The 17,322-nt window shown below is 57.8% G+C and carries 14 protein-coding genes; 4 read left to right on the top strand and 10 right to left on the bottom strand.

The window, feature by feature from the left end; all coding sequences use genetic code 11:
* Positions 1 to 6: 6 nt before the first annotated feature.
* From L1P08_RS06810 to L1P08_RS06820, 3 genes are read left to right on the top strand one after another with little or no spacing between them, the layout of a single operon-like run.
* A complete protein-coding gene (locus L1P08_RS06810; RefSeq protein ID WP_303619247.1) occupies positions 7 to 1,404 on the top strand; it encodes an aspartate aminotransferase family protein in 1,398 nt (465 codons plus the stop codon).
* 4 nt (positions 1,405 to 1,408) lie between these two features.
* Entirely contained in the window at positions 1,409 to 2,710 is a 1,302-nt protein-coding gene (locus L1P08_RS06815; protein WP_303619248.1) for an NAD(P)/FAD-dependent oxidoreductase, read from the top strand.
* Positions 2,710 to 3,447, top strand: a complete 738-nt coding sequence (locus tag L1P08_RS06820; protein ID WP_303619249.1) for a gamma-glutamyl-gamma-aminobutyrate hydrolase family protein — start codon at positions 2,710 to 2,712, stop codon at positions 3,445 to 3,447. Before L1P08_RS06815 ends, L1P08_RS06820 begins: the two co-directional genes overlap by 1 nt.
* Before the next feature lie 16 nt (positions 3,448 to 3,463).
* On the opposite strand, the gene L1P08_RS06825 is transcribed toward L1P08_RS06820, so the two are convergent.
* The 7 genes from L1P08_RS06825 to L1P08_RS06855 all read right to left on the bottom strand — a co-directional run bounded on the left by L1P08_RS06825 (position 3,464) and on the right by L1P08_RS06855 (position 10,771).
* Complete coding sequence (locus L1P08_RS06825) at positions 3,464 to 4,432, bottom strand: PDR/VanB family oxidoreductase (protein ID WP_303619250.1); 969 nt, start codon at positions 4,430 to 4,432, stop codon at positions 3,464 to 3,466.
* A gap of 5 nt (positions 4,433 to 4,437) precedes the next feature.
* Positions 4,438 to 5,169, bottom strand: a complete 732-nt coding sequence (locus tag L1P08_RS06830) for a GntR family transcriptional regulator (RefSeq protein WP_303619251.1) — start codon at positions 5,167 to 5,169, stop codon at positions 4,438 to 4,440.
* Positions 5,170 to 5,178: 9 nt separating this feature from the next.
* Complete coding sequence (locus L1P08_RS06835; RefSeq protein ID WP_303619252.1) at positions 5,179 to 6,225, bottom strand: aromatic ring-hydroxylating dioxygenase subunit alpha; 1,047 nt, start codon at positions 6,223 to 6,225, stop codon at positions 5,179 to 5,181.
* 339 nt (positions 6,226 to 6,564) lie between these two features.
* Positions 6,565 to 7,581, bottom strand: coding sequence for a TRAP transporter substrate-binding protein (locus L1P08_RS06840; RefSeq protein WP_303619253.1), 1,017 nt, complete (start codon positions 7,579 to 7,581; stop codon positions 6,565 to 6,567).
* A gap of 148 nt (positions 7,582 to 7,729) precedes the next feature.
* Positions 7,730 to 8,902, bottom strand: coding sequence for a 4-hydroxybenzoate 3-monooxygenase (gene pobA / locus L1P08_RS06845; protein WP_303619254.1), 1,173 nt, complete (start codon positions 8,900 to 8,902; stop codon positions 7,730 to 7,732).
* 16 nt (positions 8,903 to 8,918) lie between these two features.
* On the bottom strand, positions 8,919 to 10,241 hold the full coding sequence (locus tag L1P08_RS06850) for a TRAP transporter large permease (RefSeq protein ID WP_303619255.1): 1,323 nt from the start codon (positions 10,239 to 10,241) through the stop codon (positions 8,919 to 8,921).
* Positions 10,238 to 10,771, bottom strand: coding sequence for a TRAP transporter small permease (locus L1P08_RS06855; RefSeq protein ID WP_303619256.1), 534 nt, complete (start codon positions 10,769 to 10,771; stop codon positions 10,238 to 10,240). The genes L1P08_RS06850 and L1P08_RS06855 overlap by 4 nt, the downstream gene beginning before the upstream one ends.
* 180 nt (positions 10,772 to 10,951) lie before the next feature.
* Here L1P08_RS06855 and pcaQ point away from each other — a divergent pair, with 180 nt between their 5' ends.
* The gene (gene pcaQ / locus L1P08_RS06860; protein WP_303619257.1) at positions 10,952 to 11,869 is read left to right on the top strand and encodes a pca operon transcription factor PcaQ; all 918 of its coding nucleotides are present in this window, start codon (positions 10,952 to 10,954) and stop codon (positions 11,867 to 11,869) included.
* Between the two features lie 579 nt (positions 11,870 to 12,448).
* Here pcaQ and L1P08_RS06865 read toward each other — a convergent pair.
* The 3 genes from L1P08_RS06865 to L1P08_RS06875 form a co-directional block, all read right to left on the bottom strand.
* Positions 12,449 to 13,576: a 5-methyltetrahydropteroyltriglutamate--homocysteine S-methyltransferase gene (locus L1P08_RS06865; RefSeq protein ID WP_303619258.1), complete on the bottom strand. Its 1,128-nt coding sequence runs from the start codon at positions 13,574 to 13,576 to the stop codon at positions 12,449 to 12,451.
* A gap of 232 nt (positions 13,577 to 13,808) precedes the next feature.
* Positions 13,809 to 14,498 (bottom strand): D-lyxose/D-mannose family sugar isomerase, encoded by a 690-nt coding sequence (locus tag L1P08_RS06870; RefSeq protein WP_303619507.1) that lies wholly within the window; start codon positions 14,496 to 14,498, stop codon positions 13,809 to 13,811.
* A 94-nt stretch (positions 14,499 to 14,592) separates the two neighbouring features.
* Entirely contained in the window at positions 14,593 to 17,079 is a 2,487-nt protein-coding gene (locus L1P08_RS06875) for a beta-mannosidase (protein WP_303619259.1), read from the bottom strand.
* Positions 17,080 to 17,322: the final 243 nt, after the last annotated feature.

Raw genomic sequence — 17,322 nt, forward strand, 5'->3', positions numbered from 1 at the left:
CGCATCATGGCCAGTATCGACAACCATCTCTCGACTGCTGAATTGCAGGCGCTCGACGCTGCACATCACCTGCACCCGTTTACCGACAGTGCCGCGCTGAACAAAAAAGGCGCGCGCGTGATCACCCGGGCTGAAGGCGTTTATCTGACCGATAGCGAGGGCTTGCGCCTGCTTGATGGCATGGCGGGGCTGTGGTGCGTCAATATCGGCTATGGCCGCGCCGAACTTGGGGAAGTGGCGCAGCGCCAGATGAACCAGCTGCCCTATTACAATACGTTTTTCCAGACCTCGCACCCGCCCGCGATTACTCTCGCCGCCAAGTTGGCGGAACTAGCCCCCGGCGATCTCAACCATGTGTTTTATGCCGGCTCCGGTTCGGAGGCGAATGACACTAATCTGCGCATGGTGCGGCACTATTGGGCCAGCCAGGGCAAGCCGGAAAAATCAATCATCATTTCGCGCAAGAATGCCTATCACGGCTCCAGCGTTGGCAGCGGCAGCCTTGGCGGCATGACCGGGATACATGCACAAGGCGGCATGCCGATCCCCGGGATTGTGCATATCGACCAGCCCTACTGGTATCGTGAAGGCGGTGATTTGAGCCCGGAAGAATTCGGCCTTGAGCGCGCCCGCCAGCTGGAGCTGGAAATCGAGCGGCTGGGCGAAGAGAATGTGGCCGCTTTCATTGCCGAACCCATTCAGGGTGCCGGCGGCGTGATCATTCCGCCCGCAACCTATTGGCCGGAAATCCAGCGCATTTGCGATGCGCATGAAATCCTTTTGATCGTTGACGAGGTGATCACCGGGTTCGGGCGGACCGGCAAATGGTTCGGTACCGAATTTTATGATCTCAAGCCCGATATCGTGACTATCGCCAAGGGTTTGAGCTCCGGCTATCTGCCGATTGGGGGCAGCCTTGTGTCCGACCGGATGATTGCCGGGCTGGAAGCGGCGGGCGAATTTGCCCATGGCTACACTTTTTCCGGACATCCGGTGACCTGTGCCGTGGCGCTGGAAAATCTGCGCATTCTCGAAGACGAGAAGATCGTTGAGCGGGTCGAGACTGATACCGCGCCCTATTTGCAAAAACGCTGGGCGGAACTGGGCGATCATCCGCTGGTCGGGGAAGCCCGCATGGTGGGGCTGATGGGGGCGCTGGAACTGACGCCGGACAAATCGGCCCGGGCGAAATTTGCCGCCGATGAAGGCACGGTGGGGCTGATTGGCCGCGAGACCTGTTTTGGTAATGGGCTGGTGATGCGGCATGTGGGGGACAAGATGATCCTGTCGCCGCCACTGGTGATCAATCACGAAGAAATCGACGCGTTGATTGAACTGGCGGTAAAAAGCCTTGATGAAACCCATGCAGCGGCCAAAGCTCAGGGCCTGATGGTTGCAGGGTAACCCGATGAATCTGCTCTATAGCGAGGGCCAGAAAGGCGCCTACCCCGCCTCCTATTACGCCGCGAGCGCCAACCAGACGCTTGATCTGGGGCCGATGGAAGGCGACAGCGTTTGCGATGTCGCCATTGTCGGGGCCGGATTTACCGGCCTTTCGGCCGCATATCACCTGGCGGAACTGGGCTATAGCGTGATGGTGCTGGAAGCGCAGCGGGTTGGCTGGGGCGCGTCCGGGCGCAATGGCGGGCAATTGGGCACCGGGCAGCGCGTGGACCAGATGACGCTGGAGAAAATGCTCGGGGACGAGCATGCCATGCGCCTTTGGGAATTGGCGGAAGCCTCCAAGGATCTGGTCAAGAATCTGGTGCATGCGCACAAGATCGATTGCGGCCTGAAGCCGGGCATTATCTATGCCGATCACCAAAAGCGGTTTGCGAGCGAAACCGAAGCCTATGTGCGCCATCTCAACAAGCGCTATGGCTATGACCAGATCGGATATGTCGACAGTGTCGATCTGCATGAATATATCGGCACCGAGGCCTATCATGGCGGTTCGCTGGACTGGGGCGCGGCGCATCTGCATCCGCTCAATTTTGCCCTGGGGCTGGCCGAGGCGGCGCTGCATGAAGGGGCGCAAATTTTTGAACAGACCGAGGTGACCAAAATCACCCATGGTGCCCGCGTCACCCTTGAGACCAATCGCGGCCGGGTCAGCGCAGAGCATGTGCTTTTGGCCTGCAACGGGTATCTCGGCGAACTTGAGGGCCATGTCGGCGCAAAAGTGATGCCGATCAATTCCTATATCGTTGCGACGGAGCCGCTTTCCGAAGCGCTGGCGCGCGATGTGATCCGCGATGATGTGGCGGTGGCGGATTCGCGCTTTGTGGTGAATTACTATCGATTGTCGGAAGACCGGCGCATGCTGTTTGGCGGGCGCGAAAGCTATGGCTATCGCTATCCCGACGATATCGCCGCCTCGGTGAAAAAACGGATGGTCGGGATCTATCCGCAGCTTGCCGATGCCAGGATTGACTATTACTGGGGCGGCACGCTGGGGATCACCATGAACCGCATGCCGCATGTGGCGCGGCTGGCACCGAATATCCTTTCCGCCTCGGGTTATTCCGGGCATGGATTGGGCATGTCGACCCTTTGCGGGCAATTGATGGCCGAGGCCATTCACGGCAATGCCAGCCGGTTTGACACCATGGCCTCAGTGCCGGTGCCGCAATTTCCCGGCGGCATGGTGTTGCGGCGGCCCTTGCTGGTGCTGGCCATGTTGTATTTTGCCATGCGGGACCGATTCTGATGACAAAAAGACCGATTATCGGCGTTATCGGCTGCAACAAGATGCTGGAGGGTGAACCCGCCCAAACGGTCAAATCACGCTATATTGCCGGGATTGCCGAATTTGCCGACGGGATTCCGCTGATCATTCCCAGCCTTGGCCGACCCGAAGACGCGCCGGCCATTATTGCACAACTGGACGGGTTGCTGCTGACCGGGGCGACATCGAATATCGAGCCGCAGCATTTTGGCGGCGTGGGCGGGCGTGGTCCGCGCGATCCGCATCGCGACACCACGTCCCTATCGCTGATCATGGCGGCGCAGGCGGCAGGCGTGCCGGTGATCGGGATTTGCCGGGGCTTGCAGGAAATCAATGTGGCGCTTGGCGGCACGATTATCGACCAGCGCGACGCCGAAACGCGCGCGATGGACCATCATGCCGCTGATGACGCCGACCTTGAAGGAATGTTTGGCCATACCCACAGCGTGGACGTGGCCCCCGGCTCGCTATTGGGCGAGATCACCGGGGAACGTACGCTTGCGGTCAATTCGGTGCATTACCAGCATATCGGCCAACTGGGTGACGGATTGCGGGTGGAGGCGACGGCTGAGGACGGGGTTGTGGAAGCCATTTCATCGCGCGACGGGCGATCTATCTTTGCGGTGCAATGGCATCCGGAATGGCGCCCGGCAGAACGCCCGCATGATCTGGCCTTCTGGCGTTATGTGGGGGCATTGACGCGCCAGCCCCAGGGCTGACACGTCAGAATTTTAGCTAGGCGCGATAGCCCACATCAATGGTGGCTTCGCCGCTGGCGAGGCGTGAAACGCAGGCGCACATGCGATGGTTTTCGGTCTTTTCCGCTTCTGAAAAGAACACATCGCGATGATCGACTTCACCCTTGAGATCGACAATGCCGACAGCGCAAAGGCCGCATTCGCCACGCTGGCAATCATAAATCATGTCGACACCAGCTTCCATCAGCGCATCCAGCATGGACTGATCGGGCCGGACCTCGACGGTGATATTTTTTTGCGCCACATGCACCTTGAAGCGATGCTCGGCGAACTTGCCATTATCGCCGAACACTTCGCAGCGGAAACGGCTGACAGGACGGCCAGCACGGGCCCAGGCCGCCTTGGCGGCATTGAGCATGCCCAACGGCCCGCAAATATAGAGTTCCCCATCTTCGGGCAATGCCGCTATTTCCGCGTCCAGATCGATCATTTGTTTCTTGTCGGCCTCATAGATCGACAATTGGTCGCCAAGCAGCGCCTGAAGTTCATCGATAAAGGGCATGACGGTTCTATTGGCCCCGCCATAAACCATGCGCGGGACGATGCCCCGCTCTGCAAGGATTTTGGCCATGCCATAGATGGGGGTGACGCCAATGCCGCCCGCAAGCAGCAGATAATGCCCGGCGCGCCAGGAAAGGGGAAAACGGTTTTCCGGCACACTCATATGTAAAGCATCGCCGGGCTTCAAATCCCAGACAAAGCGCGAGCCGCCCCGGCTTTGCGGGTGCAGTTTGACGCCTATGCGCAACGTGCCGGCCGGAGAGGGCAGACATGTATAGGTGCGGATGGCCGGTTCGCCATTGATTTCGACCTTGATATTGGTGTGCGAGCCCGGATCGAAACGCGGCAGTGCGCCATCGACATCGAAGGTGACCTGACGCACATCATCGGCAATTTTGACGCATTCGCGGACTTTTGCCCGGCGCCAATCGGTGTTTTTAAGCATGATCCCTACCCCGCAACCAAAGCGAGCGCCGGGACACGGCGCATCAAACTGCGGTCTTCGTCGATGACGAATTCCAGATTTTGCCGCGCCAGACGGGCATGTTCGCGGGCCAGGGCCTCGGCCCGTGCCCCTTCGCGCATTTCAATGGCGCTGACGATGAGCTTGTGCTGCAACTGGCCGCCCACCAGCGAACGGCGAAAGGCGGGCACATCTTCCTGCTTTTCCAGAAAGGCACTGGGCGAGGCGAAGGGCAACTGGGTGGCCCGCTCGACTTCGCGCCGGATGGTTTCTGAGCCGGAGAGCCCGGCAAGGGCTGCATGAAACTCTGCATTGCGATCGACATAGCGATCGAAATCCATGGTTTCGGCCCCCTCACCTATCGCCATGTCGAGTTCCTCGACCAGTGTTTTGATGGCGCGCAGTTTGGCTGGCTGCACCCCCCGTTCGGCGGCAACGCGCGCTGCCGTGCCTTCAAGGACGCCGCGCAACTCGATAGCGTCGAACACTTCTTCAAGGGTGAAGCTTCGAACCGCATAGCCGCCCGAGGGGATTAGTTCGAGCAGGCCTTCCTGCTCCAGCCGTGCCAAAGCGGCGCGCAAGGGCGTGCGGGACAGGCCGAGCCGCTCGGCCACGGCGATTTCCGACAGGCGTTCGCCGGGGTGAAATTCGCCCTCAAGCACCAGATCGCGCACACCGCGCAAGGCTTTCAAAGATTGTGAATTGGCCCGTTCAGCCATTATGCCCCCCTATTCCGCTGCGAGCTTTTGTGTCTGCTCTTCGTCGATCATACGATCAATCAGCTTACGCGCCCACATTGAACCTGCATCAATGTTGAGGTTGTAGAACACGTGATCCGGATTTTTGTCGATCGCTTCCTGCTGCGCTTCGAGGATGATTTCATCTTCACGGAACACACCGGCCACGCCCTCGCGCAGCTCATGGGTGCGGGCTTGTTCGGTGAGTTTGTAATTACGGGCAAAGGCCCAGAAATAATGGCAGGTCTTGTCGGTTTCGGGGGTGATGGTGTTGAGCACGAACCCGTTGACGCCCTGCGACCGGTCGCCTTCTGGCGCGCCGGTGCCCGTGGGGGCGATACCGACATCGATGGCGACCGTTGAAGGCGCTTCAAAATTGATGATCTGCCAGCGATCCACATGTTCGGCCTGGCCAAGCTGGGCAGCCCAGAACGGGGGCGCGGTGATATCCTTCATCCAGCGGGTGATGGTGGCTGTTGTATCCGTATGGGTGGCTTCGAATGGGGCTTCGGCCACGGCGCGATTGCCGATCGAGGAGCCATGCACGAAGGTTTCGTGGGTGAGATCCATGAGATTGTCGACCACGAGGCGATAATCGCATTTGGCATAAATGGTCTTGCCGTCCGAGGCCCAGTCCGGATCGTCATTCCAGTGCAGATCGGGGACTTTGGCGGGATCGGCCAGGGCCGGATCGCCCATCCACAGCCAGATGAAGCGGTGCTTTTCCACCAGCGGATAGGAGGTGACGCAGGCGGAGGGGTTTATGGTGTCCTGTGAGGGCATGTATACACAGCGGCCTGTGTCATCGAATTCAAGACCGTGATAACCGCAAATGACATTGTCCTCATGCAGCTCGCCCATGGAGAGCGGGAGCAGACGATGCCAGCAGGCATCGGCCAGGGCAACCGCCGAACCGTCGCGCTTTCGATACATAACAACCGGTTTTCCGCAGATTTTACGGGGAAGTAGCGCGCGCTTGAGCTCCACATCCCATGCGGCGGCATACCATGCGTTCATCGGAAAAGTCTGCTCGGTCATCTGTCTCTCCTCCTTGAGGGCCATTTGGGCTTTCATCGTTAAGTACACCTTGTATACAATTTTTGTCAAGGCGGGGCGGCTGCCCTGCCGGGGGGATAAACACCAAGCGGCGGTGGGCGGGCGGCAGTCTGGCAGGGCGGGCCGGGCGGCGCGGACGGCGGGGCGGTAGCGCGGGTGGTCGGGCGGCCCGGCGGCGGGGCATATCGTATGGTCAGGTTCTGGGGCTGCGGGGTTGTCAGGTGGCGTGCGGGCTGCACATTCGCAGCCCTGAATGGGGGCAAAAAAAGAGGCGCCGGTTTTCACCGGCGCCTCGGATATCCGATCCTTTTAAGGGATGGATTACATGGATGATTCCTCGTCCACCAATGCCTTTGCTGCGTCGAACAGCATCTGGCCATCGGGTGTACCGGCAATCCAGTTGTCGATGATCGGCTGGCTGACCTCGACCCAGCGGGCGGTTTCATCAGCATCAAGGGTGATGATGTTATTGCCCAGATCCTGCGCAACCTTGAGACCGCCTTCGTCGCCCATATCCATGGCACGGCCGAATTCGGCTGCCACTTCAACACCGGAATTGGCGTCGACGATGGCTTTGAGATCGTCAGGCAGGTTGTTGTAGCTATCCTTGTTCATCACCACGGCGAAGGTCTGGGTGTAAAGACCATGATCGCCGGTAAAGCCGGTGTGATTATGTACCAGTTCGCTGGACTTCAGCGCGGTGGTGACTTCCCAGGGAATGGTTGTGCCGTCGATCACGCCCTTGGAGAGCGCTTCAGGCACAGCCGGGACCGGCATGCCGACAGGCTCAGCGCCGAGGCTGATCAGCAGCTCGTTGATAATGCGCGAACCGCCACGGACCTTCTTGCCCTTGATATCTTCGAGCTTTTCGATCGGGTCCTTCATGTGGAAGAGGCCGGGGCCGTGGGTATGCACGGCGATGAGGTGCACGTCGGCAAACTCATCCATGGCATATTCTTCGACGTATTTCTGGAAGGCACGCGAGGTGGCTTCGCCCGTGGTCACCATGAACGGCGTTTCGAAAACTTCGGACTTGGGGAAACGGCCGGGTGTGTAGCCCAAAACGGTCCAGATCACGTCCACCACGCCATCCTTGGCCTGGTCGAACAGCTGCGGGGGCGCGCCGCCGAGCTGCATGGTCGGATAAAGTTCGATCTTGATCCGGCCTTCAGACTGTTCCTCGATACGCTCGGCCCAGGGCGTGATGGCCTTGGCAGGAATGGTTGCCTGTGGCGGCAGCATCTGATGCAGACGTAGCGTGACGTCCTGCGCCAGCGCGGTTCCAGAAAGCACAGCTGCCGTGGCAACTGCACCAATCAATGTTGCAAAATGTTTCATACGGTATCCTCCCGTGGATGTATGATCTTCTCTAGCTTAAAGGCGATCGTAAAATGAATTCCGTGGCATGACCTATAAACATACCGTTATAATTTAACCGCATTTTTTGCAAACTCATAGAGGTTTGGAAAGGTTTTGGATTTCCCCGTCAATAAGGCAGGCCCACATAATTTTCAGCGAGCGATGCCGAGGCATTTTTTGAGTGGACCAGGTAATCCAGTTCAGCTTCCTGGATTTTCTGATTGAAATCACCGTCTGCCGGGAAGCGGTGCAGGATGGAGGTCATCCACCAGGAGAACCGTTCAGCCTTCCAGATGCGCTTGAGGGCGCGGGTGGAATAGTGCTTGAGGCTTTTTTCATTGCCGTCGTCAAGAAAGTCACGGATGGCTTCGCTGGCATAGAAAACATCGCTGGCAGCGAGGTTGAGCCCCTTGGCACCGGTGGGCGGCACGATATGGCCGGCATCGCCGCACAGCAGCATGCGCCCGAAGGTCAGGGGTTCGGCAACGAAGGAACGCAAAGGGGCAATGGATTTTTCGATTGATGGCCCGGTATTGACCGCCTCGGCCAGCTTCGGGGGGAGACGCCGGCGCAATTCATCCCAAAAGGCATCATCGCTCCAGTTCTCGACCTTGTCGGAGAGATCGCACTGCACGTAATAGCGGCTGCGGGTGAGCGAGCGCATGGAACACAGGGCAAAACCACGGCTGTGATTGGCATAAACCAGCTCGTCAGCGACGGGCTTCACATCGGCCAAGACCCCAAGCCAACCGAAGGGATAGACCTTTTCGAATTCCGTGATGCTGCCCTCGGGCACGGATTTGCGGCAAACGCCGTGAAAACCATCGCAGCCGACAATGACATCGCAGTCAACGCGCTGACTTACGCCGTCCTTGTCATAGGTGACATAGGGCCTGGCGCTGTCGAAATCGTGAGGGGTGACATTCTCCGCCTCGTAAACGATCGCATGGCCCGCCGCATCACGCCCATCCATGAGGTCACGGGTGACTTCCGTCTGGCCATAGACCATCACCGTTTTCCCGCCGGTCAATTCGGACAGGTCGATACGATGGCGACGCCCATCAAAGGTCAGATCGAACCCGTCATGGATTAGCCCCTCCTCACGCATGCGCGCACCACAGCCCACTGCATCCAGCATTTCCATCGTGCCCTGTTCAAGCACACCGGCACGGATGCGGCCCAGCACGTAGTCCTGCGAACGCCGCTCAAGGATTATGGTGTCGATGCCTGACTTTTCGAGCAAAGCCCCCAGAAACAAACCGGCAGGACCGGAACCTATGATCGCAACCTGTTTGCGCATTATTCGATATTCCTCATCAATACAGCCAACGGACAACAAAGAGCGAGATGACCGGGAACGCGGTCAGAATGATTACGCGGATCACATCGGAAATGACGAAGGGCAAGACACCCTTATAAGTGTCGAGCATGGAGGTATCCTTGGCCATGCTGTTGATGATGAACAGATTCATGCCCACCGGTGGCGTGATCAGCCCCACCTCAACCACGATGAGCACCAGAATGCCGAACCACAGCCCGAATTCTCCCGGCGGCAAACCGAAATCCAAGACGGAGACGATGGGAAAGAAAATGGGAATGGTCAAAAGGATCATGGAAAGTGAATCCATGACGCAGCCAAACACCATGTAGAGCAACAGAATGATGGCCAGCACCAGCCACGGGTTGAACCCCTGGGCGGTGACAAAAGCCGCCGCTTCCTGTGGCAATTGCGACAGGGCGAGGAAGGCATTGTAGACATTGGCACCGAAGACGATGAGGAAGATCATCGCGGTGGCGGACGCCGTGACCAGAATGGCCTCGATAAAGGTCTTGCGCGTCAACCCGCCGTTGAGCAGGGCAATTACGCCGGTGCCGACCGCACCAATACCTGCAGCCTCGGTTGGCGTGAACCAGCCAAAATAGATGCCGCCGACCACCAGAAAGAAAACAATCAGCACAGGCCAGACACCCATCAGAGCGGCAAAACGCTCGCGGTAAGGGGCACGGGCCCTGCTGCCGGCGGAATCCGGCTTGAGGCGGACATAGATGGAAATGGCGATCATATAACCAATCGCTGCCAGAATGCCCGGAACGAACGCGGCGACAAAGAGCTTGGCGATATTCTGTTCAGTCAGGATGGCATAGATCACCAGAATAACTGATGGCGGGATGAGAATGCCCAAGGTTCCACCCGCTGCGAGTGCGCCCGTGGAGAGCGCACCTGAATATCCGTAACGTTTTAGTTCCGGCAGGGCGACCTGCCCCATCGTGGCCGCAGTTGCCAAAGAGGAGCCGCAAATGGCACCGAAACCGGCACATGCCCCCACCGCTGCCATGGCAACCCCGCCCCGACGGTGGCCGAGCCATGTCGCTGCGGCCTTGAACAGGGATTGCGACATACCGCCCAATGCTGCGAACTGCCCCATGAGCAAAAACAGCGGAATGATGGAAAGGGAGTATGCGGAAAAGGTTGAGAAGCTCAGGTCCTTCATCTGGGCCAGGATAGGCGTGAAGGAGCCGCGCACGAAATAATTGCCGAGCACGCCGACAATCAACATCGCCAGACCGATTGGAATGCGGATGAAGATCAGCAACAGCAAAAAGGGAAATGACCAGAGGCCGATTTCTAGACTGGTCAATGTATCGCTCCTGCATCTTCAACGCGCCGTTGGTTGCGCATAAGTGCTCTGATGTCACCCACAACAGCCCAAAGCCCGGCGATTACCCAGGTAACAAGGCCGATGACGCACAAGGCGTAGGCCCACCAAAGCGGGAATTGCAGAATGAAGGTGGTTTCGCCATAGGCCTGCTTGTCGAGCATGCCGTAAATGTGACGCCAGGTCATGATGACTGCCGCAAAAAGCAATAGCGCGTCGGCAATCAAATCGATGACCAAATTGGCACGCATGCCCAACAAATCAGTGAGGATGGACACGCTGGCATGGCCGCGCCGCAACTGACACCATGGGAAAAAGGCCGTGACAACAAATGCCGTGCCTGCCTCAACCAGTTCAAAATCGCCCGGCACCGGCCGCAAACCGAGAGGCAAGAGCGCCCGGCCGATAATACTCACGGCCGTCATAATGGCTATTGCAGCCAAAACAATGCCCCCAAGGATGGCGACGGTCTTGACCAGTCCCTCCACCCATTTTTCCAAAGTCGCCAGCATTATACCTCCACTACCCGTTGCGCCCGATTTTTCATCATAGCGCACCGGCACGGTCTGTCTGCCTCAAGCTGCCCCAGGCCAAAGCAATTTTAAGTTTGGCGATTATTCTAGCATTTTTTGGTTAGGTAAATTGATGTTTTCGCCCTATCCTATAACGAGGTGGTTATTTGGAGGGTGCTGATGTCGCAATTACGGGTTCGATTCCGGCATTTGCAGACATTTTTGGAAGTTGCGCGGCAAAAAAGCGTGAGCACAGCCGCGGAAATGCTTCATGTCAGCCAGCCGGCGGTGACCAAGACCATTCGCGAGCTGGAGGCCGTTCTGGGCACCAAGCTGGTGGAAAAAGACGGGCGCGGCATACGCATCACGCGGCAGGGTGAGGTATTTCTGCGTCATGCCGGCACCAGCGTTGCCGCCATCCAGCAAGGCATCGATTCCGTCAAGCGTGAGCTGGGCGGGCGTGGGCCTACGGTTCGGGTGGGGGCATTGCCGACTGTTTCGGCCCGGGTAATGCCCAAGGCGGTCGAATTATTTCTCAAAGAGGAAAGCGGGACGGGCATCCGGGTGGTCACCGGCGAAAACACGGTGATGCTCAACCAGTTGCGCGTGGGCGACCTTGATATGGTGGTGGGACGGCTTGCCGCGCCCGAGCTCATGCAGGGACTGGCCTTTGAACATCTTTATTCCGAACAGATTGCCTTTGTGGTGCGCAAGGGGCATCCGCTTCTGGCCAGTGACAAGCTGGCCTTTGACCGGATTGGCGAATTTCCCGTGCTGATGCCCCCGCCCGGCTCGGTGATCCGTCCGTTTGTCGACCGGTTTTTGATCACCCATGGCCTTGTGGACCTGCCGACACTGATCGAAACGGTCTCAGACAGTTTTGGCCGCGCCTTTGTACGCAGCAATGATGCGGTGTGGATTATTTCGTTCGGGGTGGTCGCCAATGAGGTGGCGCAGGGCAGTTTTGCCACGCTGCCGGTCGATACCAGCGAAACCCGCGGCTCAGTGGGGCTGACCACGAGAGGCGACGCCACCCTTTCACCGCAAATGATCATGCTGATGCAGACCATTCGTGATGTCACAGCGCAGGAAAACTAGAGCCGTTCAGGTTTTGCTGGAAACAGCTTTTGTCATCGCGAGCGGTGCTTAAGCAATGACGCCGGAGAGATTGGAAAAGGATTGCGTGCGGGCCCTTCTTCTCCCTCCCCCTCGTCGGGAGGGATCAAGGGTTGGGGGCGGCCCGACAGGGCCAAACAGGGGCTCTGCAATCTCTCCGCCAATACCGAACTTGTGGCTCCACCCCACCCGACCCGGCTTTGCCGGGCCACCCTCCCCATCAAGGGGAGGGAGATGACACAAGTCCGCTCCTCGTCATTCCCGCCTGCGCGGGAATGACGCTGTGGCCCCAAGCCCTCCAGTACCCAGCCCACAAACAAGCCACCCGTTTCACCTATTCGTCACCCTCGAGCTCGACGCGCGTGGCCATAACCCGTCATCCACACCGGCAGAAAGCGATCAGGGGATAGGATAGTTTGTAAATTGCACACGCCGCTGCCGGATTGCCGCGCGCCTTTGGCGCTCCAAATGACGGCAGAGCGGTTTCGGCAAGGCCGGAACCGCTCTGGATATCATCTCAATTATCGTGTCATCCCCCTGAAACGGGAATGACGCGGGGGGCTAGACTTCGCCCCAAACATCCATCGCCACTTCAACGCAACGTTCGAGCTTGTCCCATTGATCCTTTTCCACCAGATCATTGCCATGAGCGGTGGAGGAGAAACCGCATTGATGTGACAGCGCGCACTGATCGAGCGGCACATATTTCGACGCTTCATCGATGCGGGTCTTGATGGCATCGGCGCTTTCAACATCAACCTTTTTCGAACTCATCAGCCCGAGCACCACGGTTTTACCCTTGGGCATGTGGCGCAGCGGGGCAAAATCGCCGGAACGCTCATCATCATATTCAAGGAAGAAGCCATCAATGGCCATTTCGTTGAACAGGATTTCAGCAACGGGTTCGTAACCGCCCTGCGCGACCCAGGCGCTTTTGAAATTGCCACGGCACAGGTGAATGGAGATCACCATATCGTCGGGCTTGTCCTTGATGGAATCATTGACCAGGCGGCAATAGAGCTTGGTGAGCGCATCGGGATCATCGCCACGGGCGGCTGTGCGCGCCCGGATCTCTGGATCGCAGAGATAGGCCAGATTGGTGTCGTCCATCTGCAGATAACGGCAACCACGGTCTGCCAGATCCTTGACTTCAGCACGATAGGCCGCGGTCAAATCTTCATAAAAGGCTTCAAGATCTGGATAAACCGCTTCTGAGATGGCATCACGCCCGCCGCGGAAGTGCAGCATAGAGGGCGCCGGTATACAAACTTTTGGCGTGTGGTCCGGCCCGACGGATTTTTTGAGGAAATCGAAATCCGCACCCTGAATCGGCTTGACGTGCTTGAGCTTGCCATTGACGTGCATGGTGGGCGGACGGAAGCCAACTTCTGTGCCGTCATCCTTGCGGAAACCGGTTTTGAACTCGCCATAGGTAACGTCGACGCCATCAAGGTGCTCAAGAAAATCGACGTGGAAAAAGGTGCGGCGCAATTCGCCATCGGTGATGCCCTTTAGCCCCACATCCTTTTGTTTTTGCACAAGTTCATTGATGCATTCGTCTTCAAGCGCGCGCAATTCGGCGGCGGGCAGCGCGTCGCGGAAGAATTTTTCGCGCGCTTCGGCAAGCCGATGCGGGCGCAAGAAGCTGCCGACGTGATCGGCGCGAAAGGGGGGCTTTCCGTTAGGCATCATATCTCCTCTCATGTGCGCTCGCGGGAACCGGGGCACATGCTGCTTTTGTTGCGTGCCCCTTTTCTAGCGTGATGGCAGGCGACGTGACAATCCCGTTGTATACAGAATTGCCGATAATGCATTTGGGGCGGGGATTGGCGCCCCGGATGACGGCGGAGACCTTGGCGGTGGGCGCCCAGCCTCATCCTGAGCCCGACGGATGAGGGTTTGGATGTGGCCGCCCCTGCCCTCAACCAAGCCATTTCGGATAATCGCTGACCAGGAGGTGCAGCGGCTCTTCGTCTTCCTCGATGCCGGAAAAGCGGGAGATGCGCGGGTCCTCGAACACATTGTCGGTATTGTCGTCGTTGACGGTGGACACCTCGCCGATGAACACATCACCCCCCTCACCCCAGAAGGCATGCCAGTGTTCGTTGGGCATCAGGGTGACACTTTCGCCGGGAGCCAAACGCAGTTTGTGGCCGGGTTCGAGTTCGCGGCGGATGCCGTCCGTATGAACGACCGTGCCCTTTGAGCGATCGCATTTGCCGTCGGTGTCGCCGAACAGTTCGATGACTAGAGTGCCACCGCCACGATTGATAATGTCTTCAGCCTTCAGATTATGGCGGTGCATGGGGGAATACTGATTCTCGCGGCTGATCATCGCCTTTTCGGCGTAGAGCATGCCGGTGCCTTTTTTCAGATCATCGACATTGCCGTTGCGCACCGTGAACAGGAACAGGCCTGTTTCGGCAAAATTTCCAAGGCCATAATCGGAAATATCCCAGCCGAGGCCCGCATCGATGATATTGGCAATCTCAGCCTTGCGCGCCTGCATTTCGGCCGGCGACCAATAGGCGAAAGGCGGCATGATGTAGCCGAAGGAACGGATGAATTCGTCGCTTTCGCGCATGATCTGGTTGACCTGGCTGCGCTTGATGGAGGCCTGTGACACTTAAAACTCCGAGTAGTTTTATAAAATTGCGGATTTTGGGCGGACTATAAGCCCGTCAAAGGGTTTGGGTAAGGTGCGATCAATAGGTTTCGCGCAAGTGCTGAAGTTTTAATCCCTTGGCCAAAGCTGCCTGGCTTGGGTTGGCACCTTTTCGGGGGGTGAAGCTCAGCGAGGTTTCGCGGCCGGGCAGAAGCGTGACCGCATTGTCGGAGAAATAGCCCGGTATATCGGTGGTAGCGGTGACGAAAAAGGCTGGCTTGTCGGTGGTCAGGGTCAGGACCGGTTTGCCGTCCGGGCTGGACCATGTTGCTTTGATCCGCGCGGCTTCAATCTCGTAATATTTATAGGCGCGGGGGAAGAAGTCGTTTTCGCCCAGCAGCACACCGTCCTTGTCGGACCATTCAAAGAACAGGAATTCGCCCGCCGCCAGATCGGCAAGGGGGAGACGGAGGAGATCGATGGCCTTGTCCGGGTTAAGGCTGTGCTGGCCTTGGTGCAGCGGGCGGATATTGCCATTGGTATGGACGGCACTGACCGTGAGATTGATCTCTGCCTTACCGGCGCTGTCGTTGATGCCTCTCAGCACGATGGCATTTTTGGCCGTATCGGGGATAGCGACAACGTTTTGGGCCAGGAAGAAGCGGCGGGCCATGTAGTGCAGCAATTTCCACTGCCCGCCATAATCGAGCGACGCCCAGCTGGCGACCGGCCAGCAATCGTTGATCTGCCAGAACAGCGTGCCCATGCAGCGCGGCTTGGTGGAGCGCCAGTATTCAATCGCCGTCTTGATGGCGAGGCCCTGTTGCACCTGGCTGAGAAACACCATTTCCGCGAACCCCTTTGGGAAACGAAAATAGCGGCACATTGTCTCCAGAATACGGGCATTGCCGCCATCATTGCGCTGATGGGTTTCCATCACAGGAGATGAGGGATTGCGGTCTTCGGGCGTCGTAAAGCTTTCGATGACATTCATCGAGGTGAAAGACTGGAAGCCGAATTCGGAAGCGAAGCGCGGGTTGACCGTGCGATAGGCCTCAAACGGTTTGGCCGAGTGCCAGACATCCCAGTAATGCATGTCACCGCGGGTATCGATGTGCCAGCCATCGGCGAAATCCATATAGCCGAGCGAGGGCGAGGACGGCCAGAAGCGGCGGCCGGGATCTTCCTCGGCGACAATGCCGGCCAGCAAGTTGGAGAGCCGGTCGTAATTGGCGACGAAACGGTCCCGGTTGTTGCGCGTTTCCTCGTACCAGTTGATCGAACCGATGACTTCATTGTCGCCACACCACAGCGCAATGCAGGCGTGATGGCTGAGGCGGCGCACTTGCTGGGTGATTTCGGTGCGAATGCTGTCGAGCATTTCGGGATTGGTGGGATAGGACATGCACGAGAACATGAAATCGTGCCAGACGAGAATACCTAGCTCGTCGCAAATCTCGTAAAAATAATCCGGCTCATACTGCCCGCCGCCCCAGACGCGGATCATGTTCATATTGGCAGCGACTGCACTTTCAAGCAGGTCGCGCACCACCTCTTTGGTGATGCGCGAGGGAATTGCATCGGCAGGGATCCAGTTGGCGCCGAGCATGGTGATGTCGCGGCCATTGACCCGGCATTTGAATGCATGATCGATAGCGTCTTTTTCGACGATCCACTCAAGATTCCGAAGGCCAATTTCACGCTTCGTGAATTCACCATCCAGATTCGTGGTGAGGGGATAAAGAGGCTGCTTGCCCTGCCCAAAAGGCCACCAAATCTGCGGATTAGTGATTCGCACCCTCTCAATGAGGATATTTTCACCCGCGACCACCCGCTTTTTGCCCCCGACCTGCTGACCATCGATGGTGTGTGAAAGCGCAACCTCGCCATCGGCAAAGGCATGGACGCGGGTGGTGATTATCAGGTCGCAGCTGTCCTTGCCGTGTTGCTGGGTGACCTGCACGCTTTCAATGCGCGCCCGCCTTGATCGACGCAGTTTCATGGTGCCATAGACACCAATGGGCATCAGGCAAATCCCCCAGTCCCAGCCACCATGACAGGCAGCTTTTCGGAGGAAATTTATGTGCGCCATATAGGGCTGATTCATCTGCGCATACGGAATGGGAAACGGGTGCGCGTCGTAACGTTTTTTGGCGATTTCACGCGCGACGCCAAACTCTATTCTTAACGTATTTTCGCCAGGATGAATTTTGCCGGTGACGTTAAAATCGTTACGAATGAACTGGTTATCAACGCGTGCCAGCAATTTTCCGTTCAGTTTGACGGCCGCGATGCAATCGATTTCACCCAAGGTCAAAGTTAAATGGCCCTCGGCCATTTCGGCGCTGACATCGAAGTGCCGCTCGACTGTCCAGGGCACTTCGCTGACCCACATCACAGCCTGCTCGTTGTCGCCGAAATAGGGATCCGGAATTTCGCCTGAACCAATCAATGCAGCGTGCACATCGCCAGGCAATGTAATGGTCGCGTCGAGCGATGGCCGAGCAGATGTGTGAAGGGAAAATGTGCCGCCGAGATCTATCTCGGCATATTCAAAATTTGCGGATGAATTTTCGCGCGCAGTCATCTGCCCCTCCCCCGAAATACAACATGCCCCAAGCTTAAACCACACCCGCTACAATTCCGAAAGCGCCGGGGAAAATGAATAGCGTGCGCCCGTCAATCCTGCCTGCGGATTGCCGGAATTGGTGGAAATCGAGGCACAAACAAAGGCGACCGAACACAGATTCAGGTTATTCACAAGTTTTGTGTCTGGTTACCAAAGCCTCAACAGCTGCCGCCGCATCATTGTTAAATCTGTAACGGGAAA

This window comes from Mariluticola halotolerans (assembly GCF_021611515.1).
GTDB lineage: Bacteria > Pseudomonadota > Alphaproteobacteria > Rhizobiales > Devosiaceae > Mariluticola > Mariluticola halotolerans.